Origin of the sequence: Pseudarthrobacter sp. NKDBFgelt (assembly GCF_046097905.1) — a bacterium.
Taxonomy (GTDB): Bacteria; Actinomycetota; Actinomycetes; order Actinomycetales; family Micrococcaceae; genus Arthrobacter; species Arthrobacter polychromogenes.
Genome location: NZ_JBJURL010000025.1, coordinates 33,350 through 49,850, shown reverse-complemented (window position 1 = coordinate 49,850; position 16,501 = coordinate 33,350). Strand labels below are relative to the sequence as shown.

Here is a 16,501-nt window from a genome sequence, read left to right as displayed (position 1 = left end):
CGATGCAGCAGGGAAGGACGCCCGGGCTCCCCTGGGCCGTATCGCTGCCCTGGGCGTCCTTCCCTGCTGCATCGCAGGTACCGGCGGCCAACAGGGCAGCCAGCTGTCCCGTGGGAGCCGGCACGGGCAGGTCCGCCAACGAACCTACGGCCAGGAGGGCCCGGCGCAGGTCCGCGTCCTGCCCAAGGCCCGCGTCGAGGAGTATCTCCTCCACAGCGTCCGCTGTGCGGTGCGCTTGTGGTGTCATGGCTTCAGGTATTCCTTAACGTCCGCAAGTTCCCGGAGCTTCAGGAGCGCCCGGCGCTGTAGCTGCTTTACTGCGCCCTCGCTCTTGCCCATGGCTTCCGCGGACTGCTCCACGGTAAGCCCGGCCACGAGGCGGAGGGCCAGTACCTCGCGCTGGTCCTGCGGCAGCGCATCCAGCAGGCCAAGGACCTCCTGCGGTGCTATCCGCTCCAGCGCTTCTGTTTCCGCCGACGAATCCTCGCGCAGGTCCAGCTCAGGTTCAAACGGGAGCTTGGCGGGAGTACGGCTCTGGCGCCGGTGGTCGTCCACCATGCGGGCATGGGCCACCGAAAAGATGAAGGTGCGCAGCCCGGTGGCTCCCCCGTGCACCGAGCCAAGACGCGGCAGGACGGAGAGGAACACTTCCTGCATGGCTGCCTCCGGATCCTCGACTCCCCGGGCCGTCAGATAGCCCAGGACCTGTGATGCATACGTCCGGTAGACAACGCTGAACACTGCTGTCCCGGCGGGGCCGTCCAGGGCCTCGTCTGTCAGGGCATCAGTCACGGACGTGGAGCTTTCGGTCAAAGATGGGGTTGTTTGCGCGGAGAGGCCGTCCGGCTTGCGGAACGCCTTTTCCCCGCCTCACTTTACCGCTCAGTAACCACCGCCCGGGACCGCCACGCGTCTGCTGCCGGTCCGACAAGGCAGCTGCCTCTGCCGTCGGAAAGTGAAAGAGCCGGCCTGGAACGTGATGGGGGACAAGTTCCAGGCCGGCGCTACATAGGGGTAATCGCTGCAGGCACGCAAAGGGTTACGCGCTCACGGAAAAACTTTGAAAACTTTTGCAGGTCAGCGGGCCGCGGCAGTCCAGCGGGGCCGGGTGCCCTGCCGCCGCGGGCCCTTGGCGAAAACGAAGGTGTGCCCTCCGGCGGGGACGCGCTGGTCGTCGCACTCGGTCCGGGGTGCAGCCGGGACCGGTTTCTCCGCCGGAGCAGGGACGCGGGCCTGGCGGGCTGCGGCCCCGGCGGAACAAAGATCTGTGACCAGTCCGGTGCCGGCGCACTCCCGGACGGCGGCGATGCCGGCAGCAAGGGCGGCCTTGTCCTGGTAAGGGCCGGACACGGCCATCACTGCGCCGTCAGGAGCCAGGAGCCGGAACCTGAAAGACGAATCAGAGTCAACAAATGCCTCGAATTTCCCGGCCATGGCAAGTCCTTCCTCGGAGTCACAGGGTGTACAAACGAGTCTCGCGGGCTTCCCTGCAACCTCACAAGACCAACCACGTTAACCCTGTGTAAATTGCCGCAGGGCCTTCCCGCCCGGGCAGACACAAGCGGCGGGACACCTTTGCAAAGGTGCCCCGCCGCCGTCGTAATTTCCTGCTTCTACCCGGTCACGGACCGGTCAGTCGTTGATGAGGTCGTTCACCACGATGGTCTGGTCCCGGTCCGGGCCCACGCCGATGGCGGAGAAGCGCGTCCCGGACAGCTTCTCGAGAGCCAGGACGTAGTTGCGCGCGTTCTCCGGGAGGTCCGCGAGGGTGCGGGCGCCGGTGATGTCCTCGGTCCAGCCCTCGAAGTACTCGAAAATCGGTACGGCATGGTGGAACTCGGTCTGCGTCATGGGCATTTCGTCGTGCCGGACGCCGTCGACGTCGTAGGCCACGCAGACAGGGATCTGCTCGATGCCGGTGAGGACGTCCAGCTTGGTGACGAAGTAGTCCGTGAAGCCGTTGACCCGCGAAGCGTGGCGGGCCAGGACGGCGTCGTACCAGCCGCAGCGGCGGGGGCGTCCGGTGTTGACGCCGAACTCACCGCCGGTCTTCTGGAGGTACATGCCCATCTCGTCAAAGAGTTCCGTGGGGAACGGCCCGGCACCAACGCGGGTGGTGTAGGCCTTGATGATGCCGATGGAGCGTGAAATGCGCGTGGGCCCGATGCCCGAACCAACGGACGCGCCGCCGGCCGTGGGATTGGAGGAGGTCACGAACGGGTAGGTGCCGTGGTCCACGTCCAGGAACGTTGCCTGGCCGCCCTCCATCAGGACCACCTTGCCCTCGTCCAGCGCGGTGTTCAGGACCAGCGTGCTGTCGATGACCAGCGGGCGGAGCCGTTCAGCGAAGGACAGGAAGTAGTCCACGATCTCATCCACCACGACGCTGCGGCGGTTGTAGACCTTGACCAGGAGTTCGTTCTTCTGGCGGAGGGAGCCTTCCACCTTCTGCCGGAGGATGGACTCGTCAAAGACGTCCTGCACGCGGATGCCCAGCCTGGCCACTTTGTCCATGTAGGCCGGACCGATGCCGCGGCCGGTGGTGCCGATGGCGCGGCTGCCGAGGAAGCGCTCGGTGACCTTGTCCAGAACCTGGTGGTACGGGGCCACCAGGTGGGCGTTGGCGGAGACGCGGAGCTTTGAGGTGTCGGCGCCGCGGGCCTGCAGGCCGTCGATTTCCTGGAAGAGGGCCTCAAGGTTGACCACGCAGCCGTTGCCGATGATGGGGACCGCGTTGGGGCTGAGAATGCCTGCCGGCAGCAGCTTGAGTTCGTACTTTTCACCGCCTACGACGACGGTGTGCCCGGCGTTGTTGCCGCCGTTCGGCTTGACGACGTAGTCAACACGGCCGCCGAGCAGGTCGGTGGCCTTGCCTTTTCCTTCGTCGCCCCACTGGGCTCCTACGATCACAATTGCTGGCATGGGATCCTCCCCCATTCGTTCGGGCTGCCCGGTTCCGGCCACACTGTGGCGGTCCTGCGCAGCGCCGTTCATGAGAATGCCCCGAATGTACCGGCTGTCACTGGTCCGATGGCGGCACAGCGACGCAAGAGTTCCGGGGCCCTTACCACCCAAGTTTAGCCGATGGGCGACTTTGTCCACTCGTTGGTCCGCCGCGGCCCTTCCCGCAGCGCAGGGGCTGCTGCAGGACGGGACCGCGGCGGGGCGTCAGCGTGGGCTGCTACTCGTCGTCGGCTTCCTCTCCCGGGCGGGAGGTCTGGGTGGCGAGGCTGTCCCAGAAGGAAGTGTCGGCGTCGGCGATTGAACCGTCAGCGATGGCAGCGGCGGTGGCGGTCAGCGTGGTGACTGTCTGCTTGATCAGGTAGCCGTTGCTCCGCAGCCCCAGCGCGTAACCGTCCAGGTAGTGGTCGGACATGCCGCGCATCTCGAAGAGCAGCGTCGCAATGCCGTACTCCACGGCGATGCCATTGCGGCTGATGGTCTCGGCGCTGCCGCCCACGTACTTGCCCAGGTGGCCCCAGCCGGTGGAGTCGACATTGTCGAAGACCACCGCGCCCAGCTGCTTGGACTTCTCCACCACTGCCGGATCGGCATTGGGCGTGGTGGGGTACAGGATCGAGCCGGACACCAGCTTGCCGTCGCGTTCGCTGCGGGTGCCCTGGTGGTGCAGGTCGATCATGTAGTCCACCTGATACTTGCGCATCACGTTGTTGTGCAGCGCCTGCGTTTCAGGCTGGACCTTGGCCACGTGGTCCCTGTTGAGGTCCACTTCGTTCGCGTTGTAGCGGGTCATGTTGCGGTCACCCTTGGCGATGTAGTCCTCCAAGGAGAAGTTCACGTCCCCCATGGCACCGTCGGCGTTAAGCATGGGAACAACGAGGATGTTAACGCCGTCAAGGATGTCCCCTGACTTGCCGGTGCCCAGGTGCTTGACGAATTCCAGGGCGCCCTCGGTGGTGAGCTGTTCGTTGCCGTGCTGCTGCGTCAGGTAGAGGATGGTGGGTTTGGCGGGGTCCGAAATGTACTTGACCAGGTGGATGTCCCGGCCTTTGACCGTTTGGCCGATGACTTCCAGCTCCATGGCGGGCTGGCGGGCGTCCTGGTCTTTGAGGAACGCAACCATCTGGTCATAAGTGGCAAGCTTCGATGTGGTGATCTGGCCGTTGCCGTCATAGTTGGGGCCTTCGCCTACGGCGAGGGCCGGTGCCGGGACGGTCACTGCCGCCAGCGCCAGGGCTCCCGTTAATGCCAGGGTCCTGAAGGTTGCCAGGGTTTTTCTCACGGTGCGGTACCTCTTTCGAGTGCATAGGGTGTGTCCAGCCAGCGGTAATCCCCCATGTGCGAGCTGTGACAAAAGCCAACCAACCTGAACGAATGCTGTCAATGGGCGTGACAGGAATCTGCAGTCAGTTATTACGTTGCGAAACCCTGTGCCACGCGTTTATTGGTTGCCTCGGACCGGCGTTTCGTTTTGCGGGGCTTGCTAAACTGGGAAAGGCCGACCAGGAATCGGCCCACCCCATTTCAACCACCGCGGATGTAGCGCGCCATCGTGCGCCCATTTCCGTGGTGGCAGCAACACCAATCCCCGCAGGAGACCAAGCACTACATGACAGCACTGGCACCCGAATCTTTCCATGAGCAACTCCTGAGCCGCCGCTATGAACCCAACGTCGCGGCCGTCAATGAACTGTGCGATTCCCTGCAGGACGCCAAGCCCGGCACCGTGGTGCCCTACGTCGACCCCATGCACGACGTGGACGAGTGCCGCATCATCAGCCTGTACTCGAACATCGGCGAGGCCGACAAGTCCGGTTTCATCACCCCCGGGGACCACGATGCCGTGACCAGGATGCTCGGCATCCAGTGGAAACTGGGCCTTCGCCCCGAATTCGTGATGCCGTGGAACGTGCACCCGTGGCACCTCCCGGGAGAGCCCAACGGAAAGTTCACCCCGGACCAGATCTCCGCTGGCCTCAAGCCGCTCCTGAAGTTCCTGGCGCTGGTTCCCCGCGCGTCGGTGATCGTGGCGCACGGCACCGAGGCCAACCGGCTCGCCAACCTGCTGCTGAAGACCGAAGTTCCGCTGCTGTGGCGCCGCGGACTGAAGACCTACAAAGTGCGTTCCCTCAGCGGCCGCGCGTTCGCCGGTTCGCCGGCCCGCCAGGAGGAGTACCTCGAGGACATGCGCGTCGCCTACACCGATGCCATGGCGCGGACGGGCCTGCAGAAAGCCAGCTGAATCACCGCTTACGACGGCGGGTGGCCACCTTTTCCCAAAGGTGACCACCCGCCGTCGTGCTTTATTCAGTGCCTGTTACTTCGCCTCGATGGCAGCCTTCGCCGACGGGTCGGAGTCGTTGAGGAACTTCTCGATCCGCTCAGGCTCCTCCGCCTCGCCGATGGCGGCGGAAGCCCGGCCCAGCGAGTACAGGGCCCGCAGGAACCCCCGGTTGGGCCCATGCTCCCACGGGATGGGCCCCACGCCGCGCCAGCCGTTGCGGCGCAGCGAGTCCAGTCCCCGGTGGTAGCCCACCCGGGAGTAGGCGTAGGAATCGATGGTGCGCCCCTCCGCCCAGGCCTCCTCGGCCAGCACGGCCCACAACAGCGACGAGGTGGGGTGCTTGGCCACGAGGTCCAGGGCCTCCTGGCCCGCGTCCAGCTGCTCGTAGACCTCGGTCTCGGCAGGCAGGAGCGTGGGCTCCGGGCCCATCAAATTCCGGCGGAACTCGTCCGACATCTAGAAGGTCTTTCCGGCCGAACCGAGCTGCTTGGTGGCTTCCACCACGCGGGCTGCCAGGCCGGCTTCGGCGGAGGCGCCCCAGACGCGCGGGTCGTAGGTCTTCTTGTTGCCAACCTCGCCGTCGACCTTCAGGACGCCGTCGTAGTTCTTGAACATGTGGTCGGCAACCGGGCGCGTGTAGGCGTACTGGGTGTCGGTGTCGATGTTCATCTTGATGGTGCCGTAGGAGACTGCGTCGGCGATCTCCTGGTCCGAAGAGCCGGAGCCGCCGTGGAAGACGAGGTCGAACGGGCTGTCCTTGCCGATCTTCGCACCCACCTGGGCCTGGATGTCCTTCAGGATCTCCGGACGGAGCTTGACGCCGCCGGGCTTGTACACGCCGTGGACGTTGCCGAAGGTGAGGGCCGTGATGTAGCGGCCGTTCTCGCCGGAGCCGAGGGCATCGATGGTGGCCAGGGCGTCTTCCACCGTGGTGTAGAGCTTCTCGTTGATCTCGTTCTCAACGCCGTCTTCCTCGCCGCCCACGGTGCCGATTTCGACCTCGAGGATCATCTTGGCGGCAGCGGTGCGCTCCAGCAGTTCGCGGGCGATGCGCAGGTTCTCCTGCAGGGTCTCGGCGGAGCCGTCCCACATGTGCGAGTTGAAGATCGGGTTGCGGCCGGCCTTGACCTCAGCCTCGGAGGCAGCGAGCAGGGGCAGGACAAAGCCGTCCAGCTTGTCCTTGGGGCAGTGGTCCGTGTGCAGGGCGATGTTGACGCCGTAGTTCTTGGCCACTTCGCGGGCGAACGCCGCGAAGCCAAGGGAACCGGCAACCATGTCCTTGGTGGAGGCGCCGGACCAGTAGGCCGCACCGCCGGTGGAGACCTGGACGATGCCGTCGGACTCGGCTTCGGCGAAGCCGCGCAGGGCCGCGTTCAGCGTCTGCGAGGACGTCACGTTCACGGCCGGGAATGCGAAGCCGCCCGCCTTTGCGCGGTCGATCATCTCGGAGTAGATCTCTGGGGTTGCAATGGGCATGCTGACTCCTATGCTGAGGTTCGTCTGTGGGCTGGTAACCCTGGAGTACCGCTTACGGCTAGCACCATCCTAGTCATTGACGCCCAAAGAGTGTTCCGGATTACGCTCCGCCGCACTACACGTGCTGGTTGAACACGTGCCGGCGCACCCAGGCGTGCATGGCGATGGCTGCGGCGGAGGCCGCGTTGATGGACCGGGTGGAGCCGAACTGTTCGATGGACAGGGTGGCCACGGCGGCCTCATGGACCTCCGGCGTCAGCCCGGGCCCTTCCTGGCCGAACACCAGGACGCAGTCCTTGGGCAGTTCGTAGGTTTCCAGCGGAACCGAATCGGGGAAGATATCGATCCCGATGATCGCCAGCCCCTCCCCCTCCGCCCAGGCTACGAAGTCTTCAACCGTGGGATGGTGGCGGACGTGCTGGTAGCGGTCGGTGACCATGGCGCCCCGCCGGTTCCACCGGCGTCGTCCGATGATGTGCACTTCCTTCGCGAGGAACGCATTGGCGGTGCGCACCACCGTGCCGATGTTCAGGTCGTGCTGCCAGTTCTCGATGGCTACGTGGAAGTTGTGGCGCCGCGAGTCCAGTTCCGCAACGATCGCCTCGTGCTTCCAGTACCGGTATTTGTCCAGGACGTTGCGGCGGTCGCCGTCGGCGAGGAGATCGGGGTCCCAGTGGTCCCCTTCCGGCAGTTCACCTTCCCAGGGCCCGACGCCGACCTCCGCCATGTGCGGGCGGGCCTCCTCAGGTTGGGGGTCGGGTTCGTCTGGGAGGCCGGGCGCTTGGTTCACCCCTCAACACTAGACTGGACCACTGGAGCATTCATCACCCGTGGAGGTAGACGTGGCAGAAGCAGACCAGGTAGCAGGAAACCCGGCGGTATACCGCAGTGGCCAGGAGATCGAGTGCTGGCTCACGGACATGGACGGTGTGCTGGTCCACGAGAACCAGGCAGTTCCCGGCGCCGCCGAGCTCATCCAGCGCTGGGTGGACACGTCCAAGCGCTTCCTGGTGCTCACCAACAACTCCATCTTCACCCCGCGCGACCTGGCTGCCAGGCTGCGAGCGTCCGGTCTGGAGGTCCCCGAAGAGAACATCTGGACCTCGGCCCTGGCCACCGCCCAGTTCCTGAAGAACCAGGTGGAAGGTTCCGGATCAGGGAACCGCGCCTACACCATCGGTGAGGCAGGACTTACGACGGCGCTGCACGAGGCAGGCTTCATCCTCACCGACCAGGACCCGGACTTCGTCGTTCTCGGCGAAACCCGCACGTATTCCTTCGAGGCGATCACCATGGCCATCCGCCTCATCCTGGCCGGTGCACGCTTCATCGCCACCAACCCGGACGCCACCGGGCCGTCCAAGGACGGCCCCATGCCGGCCACCGGGGCCATCGCAGCACTCATCACCAAGGCAACCGGACGAGAGCCCTACATTGTGGGCAAGCCCAACCCGATGATGTTCCGCTCGGCCATGAACCAGATCGATGCCCACTCCGAGACTACGGCGATGATCGGGGACCGGATGGACACGGACATCATCGCGGGCATGGAAGCCGGCCTGCACACCGTCCTGGTCCTGACCGGCATCACCCAGCGCGACGACATCGGTTCATACCCGTTCCGGCCCAACCAGGTCCTGAACTCCGTGGCCGACCTGAAGAACCAGATCTAGCAGGGGGCCCTAGAAGACTGTCACCCGGGATCCGCCGCGCGGAAGCGGGAAGTGCTCGTCCAGCAGCTGTTCAAGGACCGGCCGGTACACGTTGGGGTTCCATCCGGGGCTTGCGTGGGCCGGCCTGGCGCCTTCGGTGTGGAGGCTGCTCGAGACCATGTTCGCCTTGAACGCCACGGCCCAGGCCTCCACCGCCGTCTGGTAGCGGACCGTGCGGTCCCGGGGGTTGCCGATGTAGGCCATCTTGGCGCCACCCAGCTTGCCGGCGAACCTGCTGCCGTCGAAGTAGTAGATGTAGGCCGATTCGGACTGGATCAGCAGGCTCGAGGGAGCAATCGGGGAAAGCTGTTCGAGGGTCTGGTCAAGGATCTGGCGCCAGGTCCGCTCGTCCTTGTGGATGACCCGCTCACCAAGCTCGTACCCGCCGCGAAGGGTGGACGGGAACCGGAAGCCCCGCTCGTACAGGAACACCACGCCGTCGAACCAGCTCTGGTCCAGGACATCGTGCTTGCTGTAGGGGCTTGAGTCCAGCACGATGAACTGAACCTCCACCCCGTGGATTTCCAGGAGCCGGGCAGCAACCTGGGTGGCCACCATTCCGCCGAAACTGTGGCCGTAGAAGAACAGCTTCGTGAGTTTCTGGGCCCGGACGTGCTCGATGACGGCAATGACGATGTCGTCTATATCCAGGCCCTGGTTGGAGTACCCCACCGCAGCCAGCCGTGCCCGCTTGTTCAGGGCCCCGCGGAGCGAGTTGAGGATCCACTGCGACTCCTCCCAGCTGGTCTTGTATCCGGGGAACAGGAACCAGCTGGCGTCCGGGTAGTATGTGTCGGCGAAGTCGTCGGCAACAGTGAGGATCCGGTCCGTGCGGCGCTGGGCCTGCACCTCCCGGGTCAGCAGCATGTCTGCCGCGAGCAGCCCGGCAGCACCGGTGCCTGCCAGGAAGCCACGCCGTGAGAACTGTTTGAGGGCAGCACCTTCTGCCAGCAGCCGCGCCCCCGGGACCACGGGCCGGCCCTGCGGACTAACCTCCCCCTCATACGGCACGCCTCTACCGTATGCACAATGGAAGACGCTGCCGCAAGAATCCCGGTGTAACCATTGAGTGACGCCCGGTCAGCAGGCACCTCTCAACTGGCTGCCTGGCCCTCCGAGGCGGTAAGAGGTACCGCGTCCTCCTGCCGGCGCCTGCGGAACTCCAGTCCAATGTCGTTGTACCGGCCCAGCAGGTCCGGGCCGGCGAAAGCACTGGGGGTGTCCAGCAGGCCGAAAATCCAGTCGCTTGCAGTTAGCAGTTCGGCGTCCGAGTACTCCTCCAGCGGACGGCCGCACAAGTCTTCCAGGCGTCCGGTCGGCACCAGCGGGTAGCCATCAGCAAAGTCCTCGCCGTTCTCCGTCACGTCGGTGAGGACGTCGATGAGTGGCAGCGGCTGCTGGGTCGGGTCTGGCTGCCCGGCCCATCCATCGGCGCTTGGGGAAAAGGCCAATGAAACGCCGTTACCGTAAATCCCCGGCAGCGTATCGCTGTCGATGGAGTTGAGGTCGCTCCGGAGACCGGCAAGGGCAGAGGACTCCACCTTCCCAGCCCCGGAGAGTTCAACGTGGATGTGGGAGCGGATGCCCATCCGGCGGACGCGCCGGACAATGTGCACGAGCTCGGGGCGGGAGCTTTGGTTCAGGCTGCCCCTGATATCAATGCGGACGACGTCGGCGGGGACATCAAGGTTAACGAATGCATTTAATGCGCGGTCCATAGGTACTCCAAAAGAGGGTGTCTATGGCCGACGGCTCAACCTCGGTAAGCGTAACCCCCCACGGAAGCCGGGCACAACCCGCCAGTAACAACGAGGTGGGCTGGTTGCCGGCTACGCGCTTTGGTCAGCCTGCCGCTTTCCCGGCTCCTGGAAATGCGTGCGGGTGCCAACGCCTCCCACCGAGTCCACCAGGGACTTGGCGATATCCCTGAGCTTGGTGTTGGTGTTGCTGGAGGCCTCGGTGAGGATGGCAACTGCGGCCTCCTGGCTGCACCTGTTCTGGGCCATCACGATTCCTATGGCGAGGTCGATGATGGTCCGGGACTCCAGGGTGGCGCGGAGGTTGGCGGCGCTGTCAGTGTGGAGGGAGAACCGCACGGCCAGGCGCAGCGCCTGGGAGATTTCGCGGGTGAATTCGCGTGCCCTCGCAACGGCACGCTCATCGAATTTGTGCGGGGCGTCCGAGTACAAGTTAAGCGCAGCCTTGGCCTCCCCGTGGAGGATGAAGGGCAGGGACAGTACCGAACGCAGCCCATGGGAGGCAACCGCCGCAGCGTAGTCGGGACCCCAGCGGTTCTCCTCAAACAGGTCCGGAACGTTGACTTCGCGTTCCTCCTTGGCGGCGGTGAGGCAGGGGCCCTGCGCGAGGGAGTACTGGATCTCATCCACTTCCCTGGCCGAATCGCTGCTCCAGCCGATGGTGGCGGCCTTCCGGTCACGGAGGAGCGTGATGCCGCACAGGGCGTCGTCGCCGCCGCCGGCCATCTGGTGGGCGGAAAAACGCGCCAGTTCGTTGAGGAAGTCCTCGAAGTCGGCACTTTCCAAAATGAGGTTCTGGACCTGGTCGGTGGTACTCAAGGGCTGTTCAGGGGGGAGCATGGTGCACGTTCTCCGTACGGGAAGAGGGGTTATCGCAAATGATAGAACAGCCCCGCGTTGCGGTCCAACGGGCCGGCGCCCGCCGCAGCCGGCCCGATGGACCTAAACACCGTTGTGACGAATGCTCAGGACAGGCCGAGCTCGTCCTTGCCGAACGCGAACAGGTAGGGCACGCCGGCTTCGGCCTCGATCTTTTCCTTGGCTCCGGTGTCGCGGTCTACGATGACGGCCACGGCCACCACGTTGCCTCCGGCCTTCCGGACGCCTTCCACAGCCGTCAGCGCGGAGCCGCCTGTGGTGGACGTATCCTCCAGCACCAGGACGTTGCGGCCTTCCACGGAGGGGCCCTCCACCTGGCGGCCCATGCCGTAGGACTTCTGCGCCTTGCGGACCACAAACGCGTCGACAGTCCGCCCGGCGTCCACGGCGGCGTGCATCACTGCCGTACCTACCGGGTCCGCGCCCATGGTGAGCCCGCCTGCGCACTCAAAGTCGATGCCGGCGTCGTCCGCCAGGGCAAGCATCACCTGGCCCACCAGCTTGGAGGCCTCGTGGTGCAGCGTGATCCGGCGGAGGTCGATGTAGTAGTCAGCCTCGGCTCCGCTGGACAGGGTTACCTTGCCGCGGACCACGGCGAGTTCCTTGATCAGTTCCAGCAGTCGGGCACGGGCGGCTGCAGTATCCACTGCAGTGTCACTGGGGGAAGTCATGGTCTCCAGTTTAGTGCGGGCGGGCCGGTGTGGATGCTTGAGGCCTGTCGCCGCGGCTGGCTAGTCTGGACCATATGCGCGAACTCCAGGCAAAGATCATTGAGGAAATGGGCGTCCAGCCCCGGATCGACCCCGCCGGGGAGGTGCGCAATCGCGTCACATTCCTGAAGGACTACCTTAAGGCCACCCATACCAAGGGCTTCGTCCTGGGCATTTCCGGCGGGCTTGACTCATCCCTGGCCGGGAAGCTGGCCCAGCTGGCGGTGGAAGAACTCGAAGCCGAAGGGGTGGACGCAAACTTCGTGGCGGTACGGCTGCCCTATGGCGTCCAGCACGACGAGGAGGATGCCCAGGCTGCCCTGGACTTCATCCAGCCCAAGACCCAGTGGACGTTCAACATCTCGGCTGCCGTGGACGGGTTCGAGGATGAGTTCGAGAAGACCGTGGGCTCGGAAATTTCCGACTTCCACAAGGGCAACACCAAGGCACGCACCCGAATGATCGCCCAGTATGCGCTGGCGGGAGAACACAACTACCTGGTCATCGGCACGGACCACGGCGCAGAGTCCGTGACAGGCTTCTTCACCAAGTACGGCGACGGCGGCGCGGACATCCTTCCGCTGTTCGGCCTGAACAAGCGGCAGAACCGGGCCCTGCTGGCCGAGCTCGGCGCCCCCGCCCGCGTCTGGGAAAAAGTGCCCACGGCGGACCTGCTGGACGACAGGCCTGGCCGCACCGACGAGGACGAGCTCGGCCTGAGCTACGACCAGATCGACGACTACCTCGAAGGCCGTGAGGTGCCTGAATCCGCGGCTGCGTCCATCGAGGAGAAATACCTGCGCACGCGGCACAAGCGCACCGTCCCGGTCACCATCTTTGATACCTGGTGGAAGCACCAGGGCCCCGAGGAGCCCCGCACCGGACTGTAGGGTTTCAGCGGGGCGAGCGCCCCTTGTCCCCCGCTCCGCCCAGCTGCTGGGTGATGCGGTGCGCCTCGGCCATCAGGAGGCTGCCCAGTTCCTCCTGCCGCTCGGGCTTGAAGCGCGGCTCGATGCCGGTAAGGGAGAGCGCCCAGGCGGGCCTGCCGGAGGCATCGAACACCGCGGCGCCCATTCCCCAGCTCCCTTCCAGGACAAGGCCCGGATTCACCGAGTATCCCGCCAGCCGGGTCTGGGCGAGGTTGGCCCGGACCCGGTCCCCGGTGTGTGACGCAGCGAAAGCACCCGCGTGCTCGGCCCAGTGAGCGAGCAGCTCTTCCTGCTCGGCTTCCGGCAGGAAGGCCATGATCGCAGTGCCGGCCGAGGCAACGCCCAGCGGGAAGCGCACGCCCTCGTGCAGGACGAAGGACCGCACTGGGAAGCTGCCCTCCTCCCGCAGCAGGCACACTGTTTCGGAGCCACGGCGGATGGAAAAGAAGGCGCTCTCGCCGGTGGCTTCGGCCAGCCGGCGGAGGCTGGGCCGGGCGATGTCCTCGAGGGGAAACCGCGCTGCTGCCACCGACCCCATCAGGAGGATCTCCGGACCCAGCACCCAGTTGCCGGAAACGGCGTCGTGGTCCAGCAGCCCCTCCGATGCGAGTGAGGAGAGGAGGCGGTGGACGGTGGGCCGGGTAAGGCCGGATTCCTTGACCAGACCGGTGAGCGCCATGCCCTCCGCGCTCCTGCCCACGAGCCGTAACAACCCTGCAATCCGGCTCACCACTTGGGCTCCCTGTACCGGCGACGTGTTCATATTCTCCCTTTACGTCCACATTATGGATAGTCAACATCGTACCGTCCATACTGTGAATTTCGCGCTTTTCGACGACAAATCCGCTCCTTGACAGCCTTAGGGAACCCTCGTAATGTCCACTTTCAGAAATCTTGTCCACAAAGTGGATAAGAGCCGGATGCTCGATGAGGAGAGTCATGACAAAGCTTCAGTCCACTGCCGCCGCTGCCCTGGAGGACGTCCTGCGGGACGGCATGACACTCGCTGTGGGCGGGTTCGGCCTCAGCGGGATCCCCGCGGATCTGATAGAGGCCGTCCGGGACTCCGGAGTGAAGGACTTGACGGTGGTCTCGAACAACATGGGGGTGGACGGCAAAGGCCTGGGCATCCTGATCGATGCGGGGCAGGTCCGTAAGGTCATCGCCAGCTATGTCGGCGAGAACAAGCTGTTTGCCGAGCAGTACCTGGCCGGCCAGCTGGAGGTGGAGTTCACCCCGCAGGGCACCCTGGCAGAACGGCTCCGCGCCGGCGGAGCAGGCATCCCCGCCTTCTACACCAGGACCGGAGTGGGCACCCTCGTTGCCGAAGGCAAGCCGCACGAGGTGTTCGACGGCGAAACGTACGTCCGCGAGCGCGCCATCCGCGCCGACGTCGCGCTTGTCCATGCGCACACTGCAGACACGGACGGAAACCTTATCTACCGCTACACGGCCCGGAACTTTAATCCCATCGTTGCCACCGCCGGCCTCCTGACCATCGCCGAAGCCGAAGTGATTGTGGAACCGGGCCACCTGGATCCCAATCACATCGTCACCCCCGGCGTGTACGTGCAGCGACTCGTGCAGGCCCGGGACCGGGTCAAGGACATCGAGCAGCGCACGGTGCGTCCGGCTTCTCGCCGTGCAGCGTCCGAAGCCGTGCCGGCCTGATCCCCTTCCCTACCTACCGAAAAGGAGAACCCCATGGCCTGGACCAGGGATGAAATGGCTGCGATTGCGGCCGAAGAATTGAACGACGGCGACTACGTGAACCTGGGCATCGGCATCCCAACGCTGGTGGCCAACAACCTGCCGGACGGCGTCCGCGTGGTCCTGCAAAGCGAGAACGGCCTGCTGGGCATGGGCCCCTTCCCCTACGAGGGCGAGGAGGACGCGGACCTGATCAACGCCGGCAAGCAGACGGTCACCGTGCTCCCGGGCGGCAGCATCTTCGACTCCGCCACCTCGTTCGGCATGATCCGGGGCGGACACGTCAAAGTTGCCATCCTCGGCGCCATGCAGGTCTCCGGCAGCGGCGACCTCGCCAACTGGACCATCCCCGGCAAGATGGTCAAAGGCATGGGCGGGGCCATGGACCTCGTGGCCGGAACCCCGCGCGTGGTGGTCCTCACCGAGCACAATGCCAAGGACGGCACTGCCAAGATCGTGACGGAGTGCACCCTGCCGCTCACCGGGCTGGGCTGCGTGGACCGGATCATCAGCGACCTCGCGGTGTTTGACCTGGTCAAGGACGACGACGGCAGGCGGCAGCTGACGCTCACCCGCCTGGCGCCTGGGGTCACGGTTGAGGAGATCCGGGAGAAGACCGGAACAGAGTTTGTCGTGGAACTGGACAACGAGGAAGTGGCGGCATGAGCCTGCGGGAACAGTTCGGCAAGGATGTCCTGCTGACCGGTTGGGGGCACAGCCGGTTCGGTAAGCTGGCGGACGATACCCTGGAGTCACTGATCGTCCAGGTTGCCACCGAGGCGATTGCGAATGCCGGGATCGAGCCGGGCCAGATCGACGAGATCTACCTGGGCCAGTTCAACTCAGGCATGATGCCGCTGGCGTTCCCGTCCTCTCTCGCACTGCAGGTCTCGCCGGACCTGGCCAACGTTCCAGCCACACGGGTGGAGAACGCCTGCGCCTCAGGCTCCGCCGCGTTCCAGCAGGGCACGAAATCCCTGCTCGCGGGCACGGCGAAGACAGTACTCGTGATCGGGGCGGAGAAGATGACGCACGCCGGGGCCGAGGTTGTGGGGGCCGGGCTGCTGGGTGCGGACTACGACATGGCCGGCAAAGCATCCACCACCGGTTTCACCGGGCTCTTCGCCGAGGTGGCCAAGCACTACGGGAAGCGGTACGGCGACGGGAACCTGGGTGACGTCCTGGGCTCCATCGCCGCGAAGAACCACCGCAACGGCGTGGACAACCCCTACGCCCAGCTCCGCAAGGACCTCGGCGAGGAGTTCTGCCGCACCGTGTCGGACAAGAACCCCATGGTGGCTGATCCGCTGCGCCGCACGGACTGTTCCCCCGTCTCAGACGGCGCCGCCGCCGTCGTGCTGTCCGTGGCCCCTACCGGAGGCGCCACTGCGCCGGTCCGCCTCGCCGGCTTCGGCCAGGCAAACGACTTCTTCCCCGCCGCCCGCAGGGACCCCACGGCGTTCGAAGCCACCCGCGTGTCCTGGCAGCGCGCCTTGGCGATGGCCGGCGTCGGACTCGATGACCTGGACTTCGCCGAAGTCCATGACTGCTTCACCATCGCGGAACTGCTCATGTACGAGGCCATGGGCCTGACCGAGCCGGGCAGGGGCGCCCGGGCCATCGAAGAAGGGTGGGTCTTCAAGGACGGCAAGCTGCCCGTGAACGTCTCCGGCGGGCTGAAGGCCAAGGGCCACCCCGTGGGCGCCACAGGGGTGTCACAGCACGTCATCTCCGCGATGCAGCTCACCGGAACCGCTGGCGGCATGCAGCTTGCCAACCCCCGCCGCGCAGCCGTCCAGAACATGGGCGGGGTGGGCATCGCCAACTACGTGAGCATCCTGGAGGCCCTCTAACCCGAAGAGTTTTTGTCCAGATATGCAGACTTCGGCGGCCCGCAACCCTGCATATCTGGACAAAAACTCCTAGGGGGTTCGTGGACACCCGGGCGGCCGCGATTGCCACCGCTATCCGCCGCGAAGGGATGCGCTGACCTCGCCAAATGTTGCCTAACCCTTGCACGCACGGCCTGCGCCCCGTACGTTGGGGACTGCGGGGGACGTTCTCCTCGCACTCCGGGCCGATG

Annotated in this window: 19 protein-coding genes; 6 read left to right on the top strand and 13 right to left on the bottom strand. The window is 65.4% G+C overall.

Annotation, left to right across the window (positions count from 1 at the left end):
• From ACKAE7_RS09045 to ACKAE7_RS09025, 5 genes are all read right to left on the bottom strand, one after another.
• Positions 1–247, bottom strand: a 247-nt coding sequence (locus ACKAE7_RS09045) for a hypothetical protein (protein WP_408978983.1), incomplete at its 3' end; no start/stop codon positions are given.
• Entirely contained in the window at positions 244–792 is a 549-nt protein-coding gene (locus ACKAE7_RS09040) for an RNA polymerase sigma factor (RefSeq protein ID WP_188811658.1), read from the bottom strand. The genes ACKAE7_RS09045 and ACKAE7_RS09040, both read right to left, overlap by 4 nt.
• 285 nt (positions 793–1,077) lie before the next feature.
• On the bottom strand, positions 1,078–1,434 hold the full coding sequence (locus ACKAE7_RS09035; RefSeq protein WP_408978982.1) for a YegP family protein: 357 nt from the start codon (positions 1,432–1,434) through the stop codon (positions 1,078–1,080).
• A 198-nt stretch (positions 1,435–1,632) separates the two neighbouring features.
• Complete coding sequence (locus ACKAE7_RS09030; RefSeq protein WP_104188403.1) at positions 1,633–2,922, bottom strand: adenylosuccinate synthase; 1,290 nt, start codon at positions 2,920–2,922, stop codon at positions 1,633–1,635.
• Positions 2,923–3,181: 259 nt separating this feature from the next.
• Positions 3,182–4,243 carry a M14 family zinc carboxypeptidase gene (locus ACKAE7_RS09025; protein ID WP_066273598.1) on the bottom strand — a complete coding sequence of 354 codons (1,062 nt, stop codon included), beginning with the start codon at positions 4,241–4,243 and terminating at the stop codon, positions 3,182–3,184.
• A 327-nt stretch (positions 4,244–4,570) separates the two neighbouring features.
• Between ACKAE7_RS09025 and ACKAE7_RS09020 the strand changes: the two genes are divergently transcribed.
• Positions 4,571–5,203: a uracil-DNA glycosylase gene (locus ACKAE7_RS09020; RefSeq protein ID WP_363956446.1), complete on the top strand. Its 633-nt coding sequence runs from the start codon at positions 4,571–4,573 to the stop codon at positions 5,201–5,203.
• A gap of 75 nt (positions 5,204–5,278) precedes the next feature.
• Here ACKAE7_RS09020 and ACKAE7_RS09015 read toward each other — a convergent pair whose 3' ends face one another.
• The 3 genes from ACKAE7_RS09015 to ACKAE7_RS09005 all read right to left on the bottom strand — a co-directional run bounded on the left by ACKAE7_RS09015 (position 5,279) and on the right by ACKAE7_RS09005 (position 7,511).
• Positions 5,279–5,701, bottom strand: a complete 423-nt coding sequence (locus ACKAE7_RS09015) for a DUF3151 domain-containing protein (RefSeq protein WP_188811401.1) — start codon at positions 5,699–5,701, stop codon at positions 5,279–5,281.
• Positions 5,702–6,721 (bottom strand): class II fructose-bisphosphate aldolase, encoded by a 1,020-nt coding sequence (fbaA, locus tag ACKAE7_RS09010; protein WP_188811400.1) that lies wholly within the window; start codon positions 6,719–6,721, stop codon positions 5,702–5,704. It abuts the gene before it with no gap.
• Positions 6,722–6,836: 115 nt separating this feature from the next.
• On the bottom strand, positions 6,837–7,511 hold the full coding sequence (locus ACKAE7_RS09005; protein WP_188811399.1) for a TrmH family RNA methyltransferase: 675 nt from the start codon (positions 7,509–7,511) through the stop codon (positions 6,837–6,839).
• Between the two features lie 52 nt (positions 7,512–7,563).
• Here ACKAE7_RS09005 and ACKAE7_RS09000 point away from each other — a divergent pair, with 52 nt between their 5' ends.
• On the top strand, positions 7,564–8,394 hold the full coding sequence (locus ACKAE7_RS09000; protein WP_229666440.1) for an HAD-IIA family hydrolase: 831 nt from the start codon (positions 7,564–7,566) through the stop codon (positions 8,392–8,394).
• A gap of 9 nt (positions 8,395–8,403) precedes the next feature.
• On the opposite strand, the gene ACKAE7_RS08995 is transcribed toward ACKAE7_RS09000, so the two are convergent.
• From ACKAE7_RS08995 to pyrE, 4 genes are all read right to left on the bottom strand, one after another.
• Positions 8,404–9,444: an alpha/beta fold hydrolase gene (locus tag ACKAE7_RS08995; RefSeq protein WP_190613149.1), complete on the bottom strand. Its 1,041-nt coding sequence runs from the start codon at positions 9,442–9,444 to the stop codon at positions 8,404–8,406.
• Positions 9,445–9,527: 83 nt separating this feature from the next.
• Positions 9,528–10,151 (bottom strand): hypothetical protein, encoded by a 624-nt coding sequence (locus tag ACKAE7_RS08990; protein WP_408978981.1) that lies wholly within the window; start codon positions 10,149–10,151, stop codon positions 9,528–9,530.
• 111 nt (positions 10,152–10,262) lie between these two features.
• Positions 10,263–11,030: a GAF and ANTAR domain-containing protein gene (locus tag ACKAE7_RS08985; RefSeq protein ID WP_188811392.1), complete on the bottom strand. Its 768-nt coding sequence runs from the start codon at positions 11,028–11,030 to the stop codon at positions 10,263–10,265.
• A 125-nt stretch (positions 11,031–11,155) separates the two neighbouring features.
• Positions 11,156–11,740, bottom strand: coding sequence for an orotate phosphoribosyltransferase (gene pyrE / locus ACKAE7_RS08980; protein ID WP_188811390.1), 585 nt, complete (start codon positions 11,738–11,740; stop codon positions 11,156–11,158).
• Between the two features lie 74 nt (positions 11,741–11,814).
• Between pyrE and nadE the strand changes: the two genes are divergently transcribed.
• A complete protein-coding gene (gene nadE, locus ACKAE7_RS08975) occupies positions 11,815–12,669 on the top strand; it encodes an ammonia-dependent NAD(+) synthetase (protein ID WP_408978980.1) in 855 nt (284 codons plus the stop codon).
• Positions 12,670–12,673: 4 nt separating this feature from the next.
• On the opposite strand, the gene ACKAE7_RS08970 is transcribed toward nadE, so the two are convergent.
• Positions 12,674–13,471: an IclR family transcriptional regulator gene (locus ACKAE7_RS08970; protein WP_408978979.1), complete on the bottom strand. Its 798-nt coding sequence runs from the start codon at positions 13,469–13,471 to the stop codon at positions 12,674–12,676.
• 176 nt (positions 13,472–13,647) lie between these two features.
• On the opposite strand from ACKAE7_RS08970, the gene ACKAE7_RS08965 reads away from it, so the two are divergent.
• Genes ACKAE7_RS08965 through ACKAE7_RS08955 form a run of 3 tightly spaced genes read left to right on the top strand, consistent with a single transcriptional unit; the run spans position 13,648 to position 16,271 of the window.
• A complete protein-coding gene (locus ACKAE7_RS08965) occupies positions 13,648–14,379 on the top strand; it encodes a CoA transferase subunit A (RefSeq protein WP_188811384.1) in 732 nt (243 codons plus the stop codon).
• A 33-nt stretch (positions 14,380–14,412) separates the two neighbouring features.
• Positions 14,413–15,084, top strand: coding sequence for a CoA transferase subunit B (locus ACKAE7_RS08960; RefSeq protein WP_188811383.1), 672 nt, complete (start codon positions 14,413–14,415; stop codon positions 15,082–15,084).
• On the top strand, positions 15,081–16,271 hold the full coding sequence (locus ACKAE7_RS08955) for an acetyl-CoA acetyltransferase (protein WP_188811381.1): 1,191 nt from the start codon (positions 15,081–15,083) through the stop codon (positions 16,269–16,271). Before ACKAE7_RS08960 ends, ACKAE7_RS08955 begins: the two co-directional genes overlap by 4 nt.
• Positions 16,272–16,501: the final 230 nt, after the last annotated feature.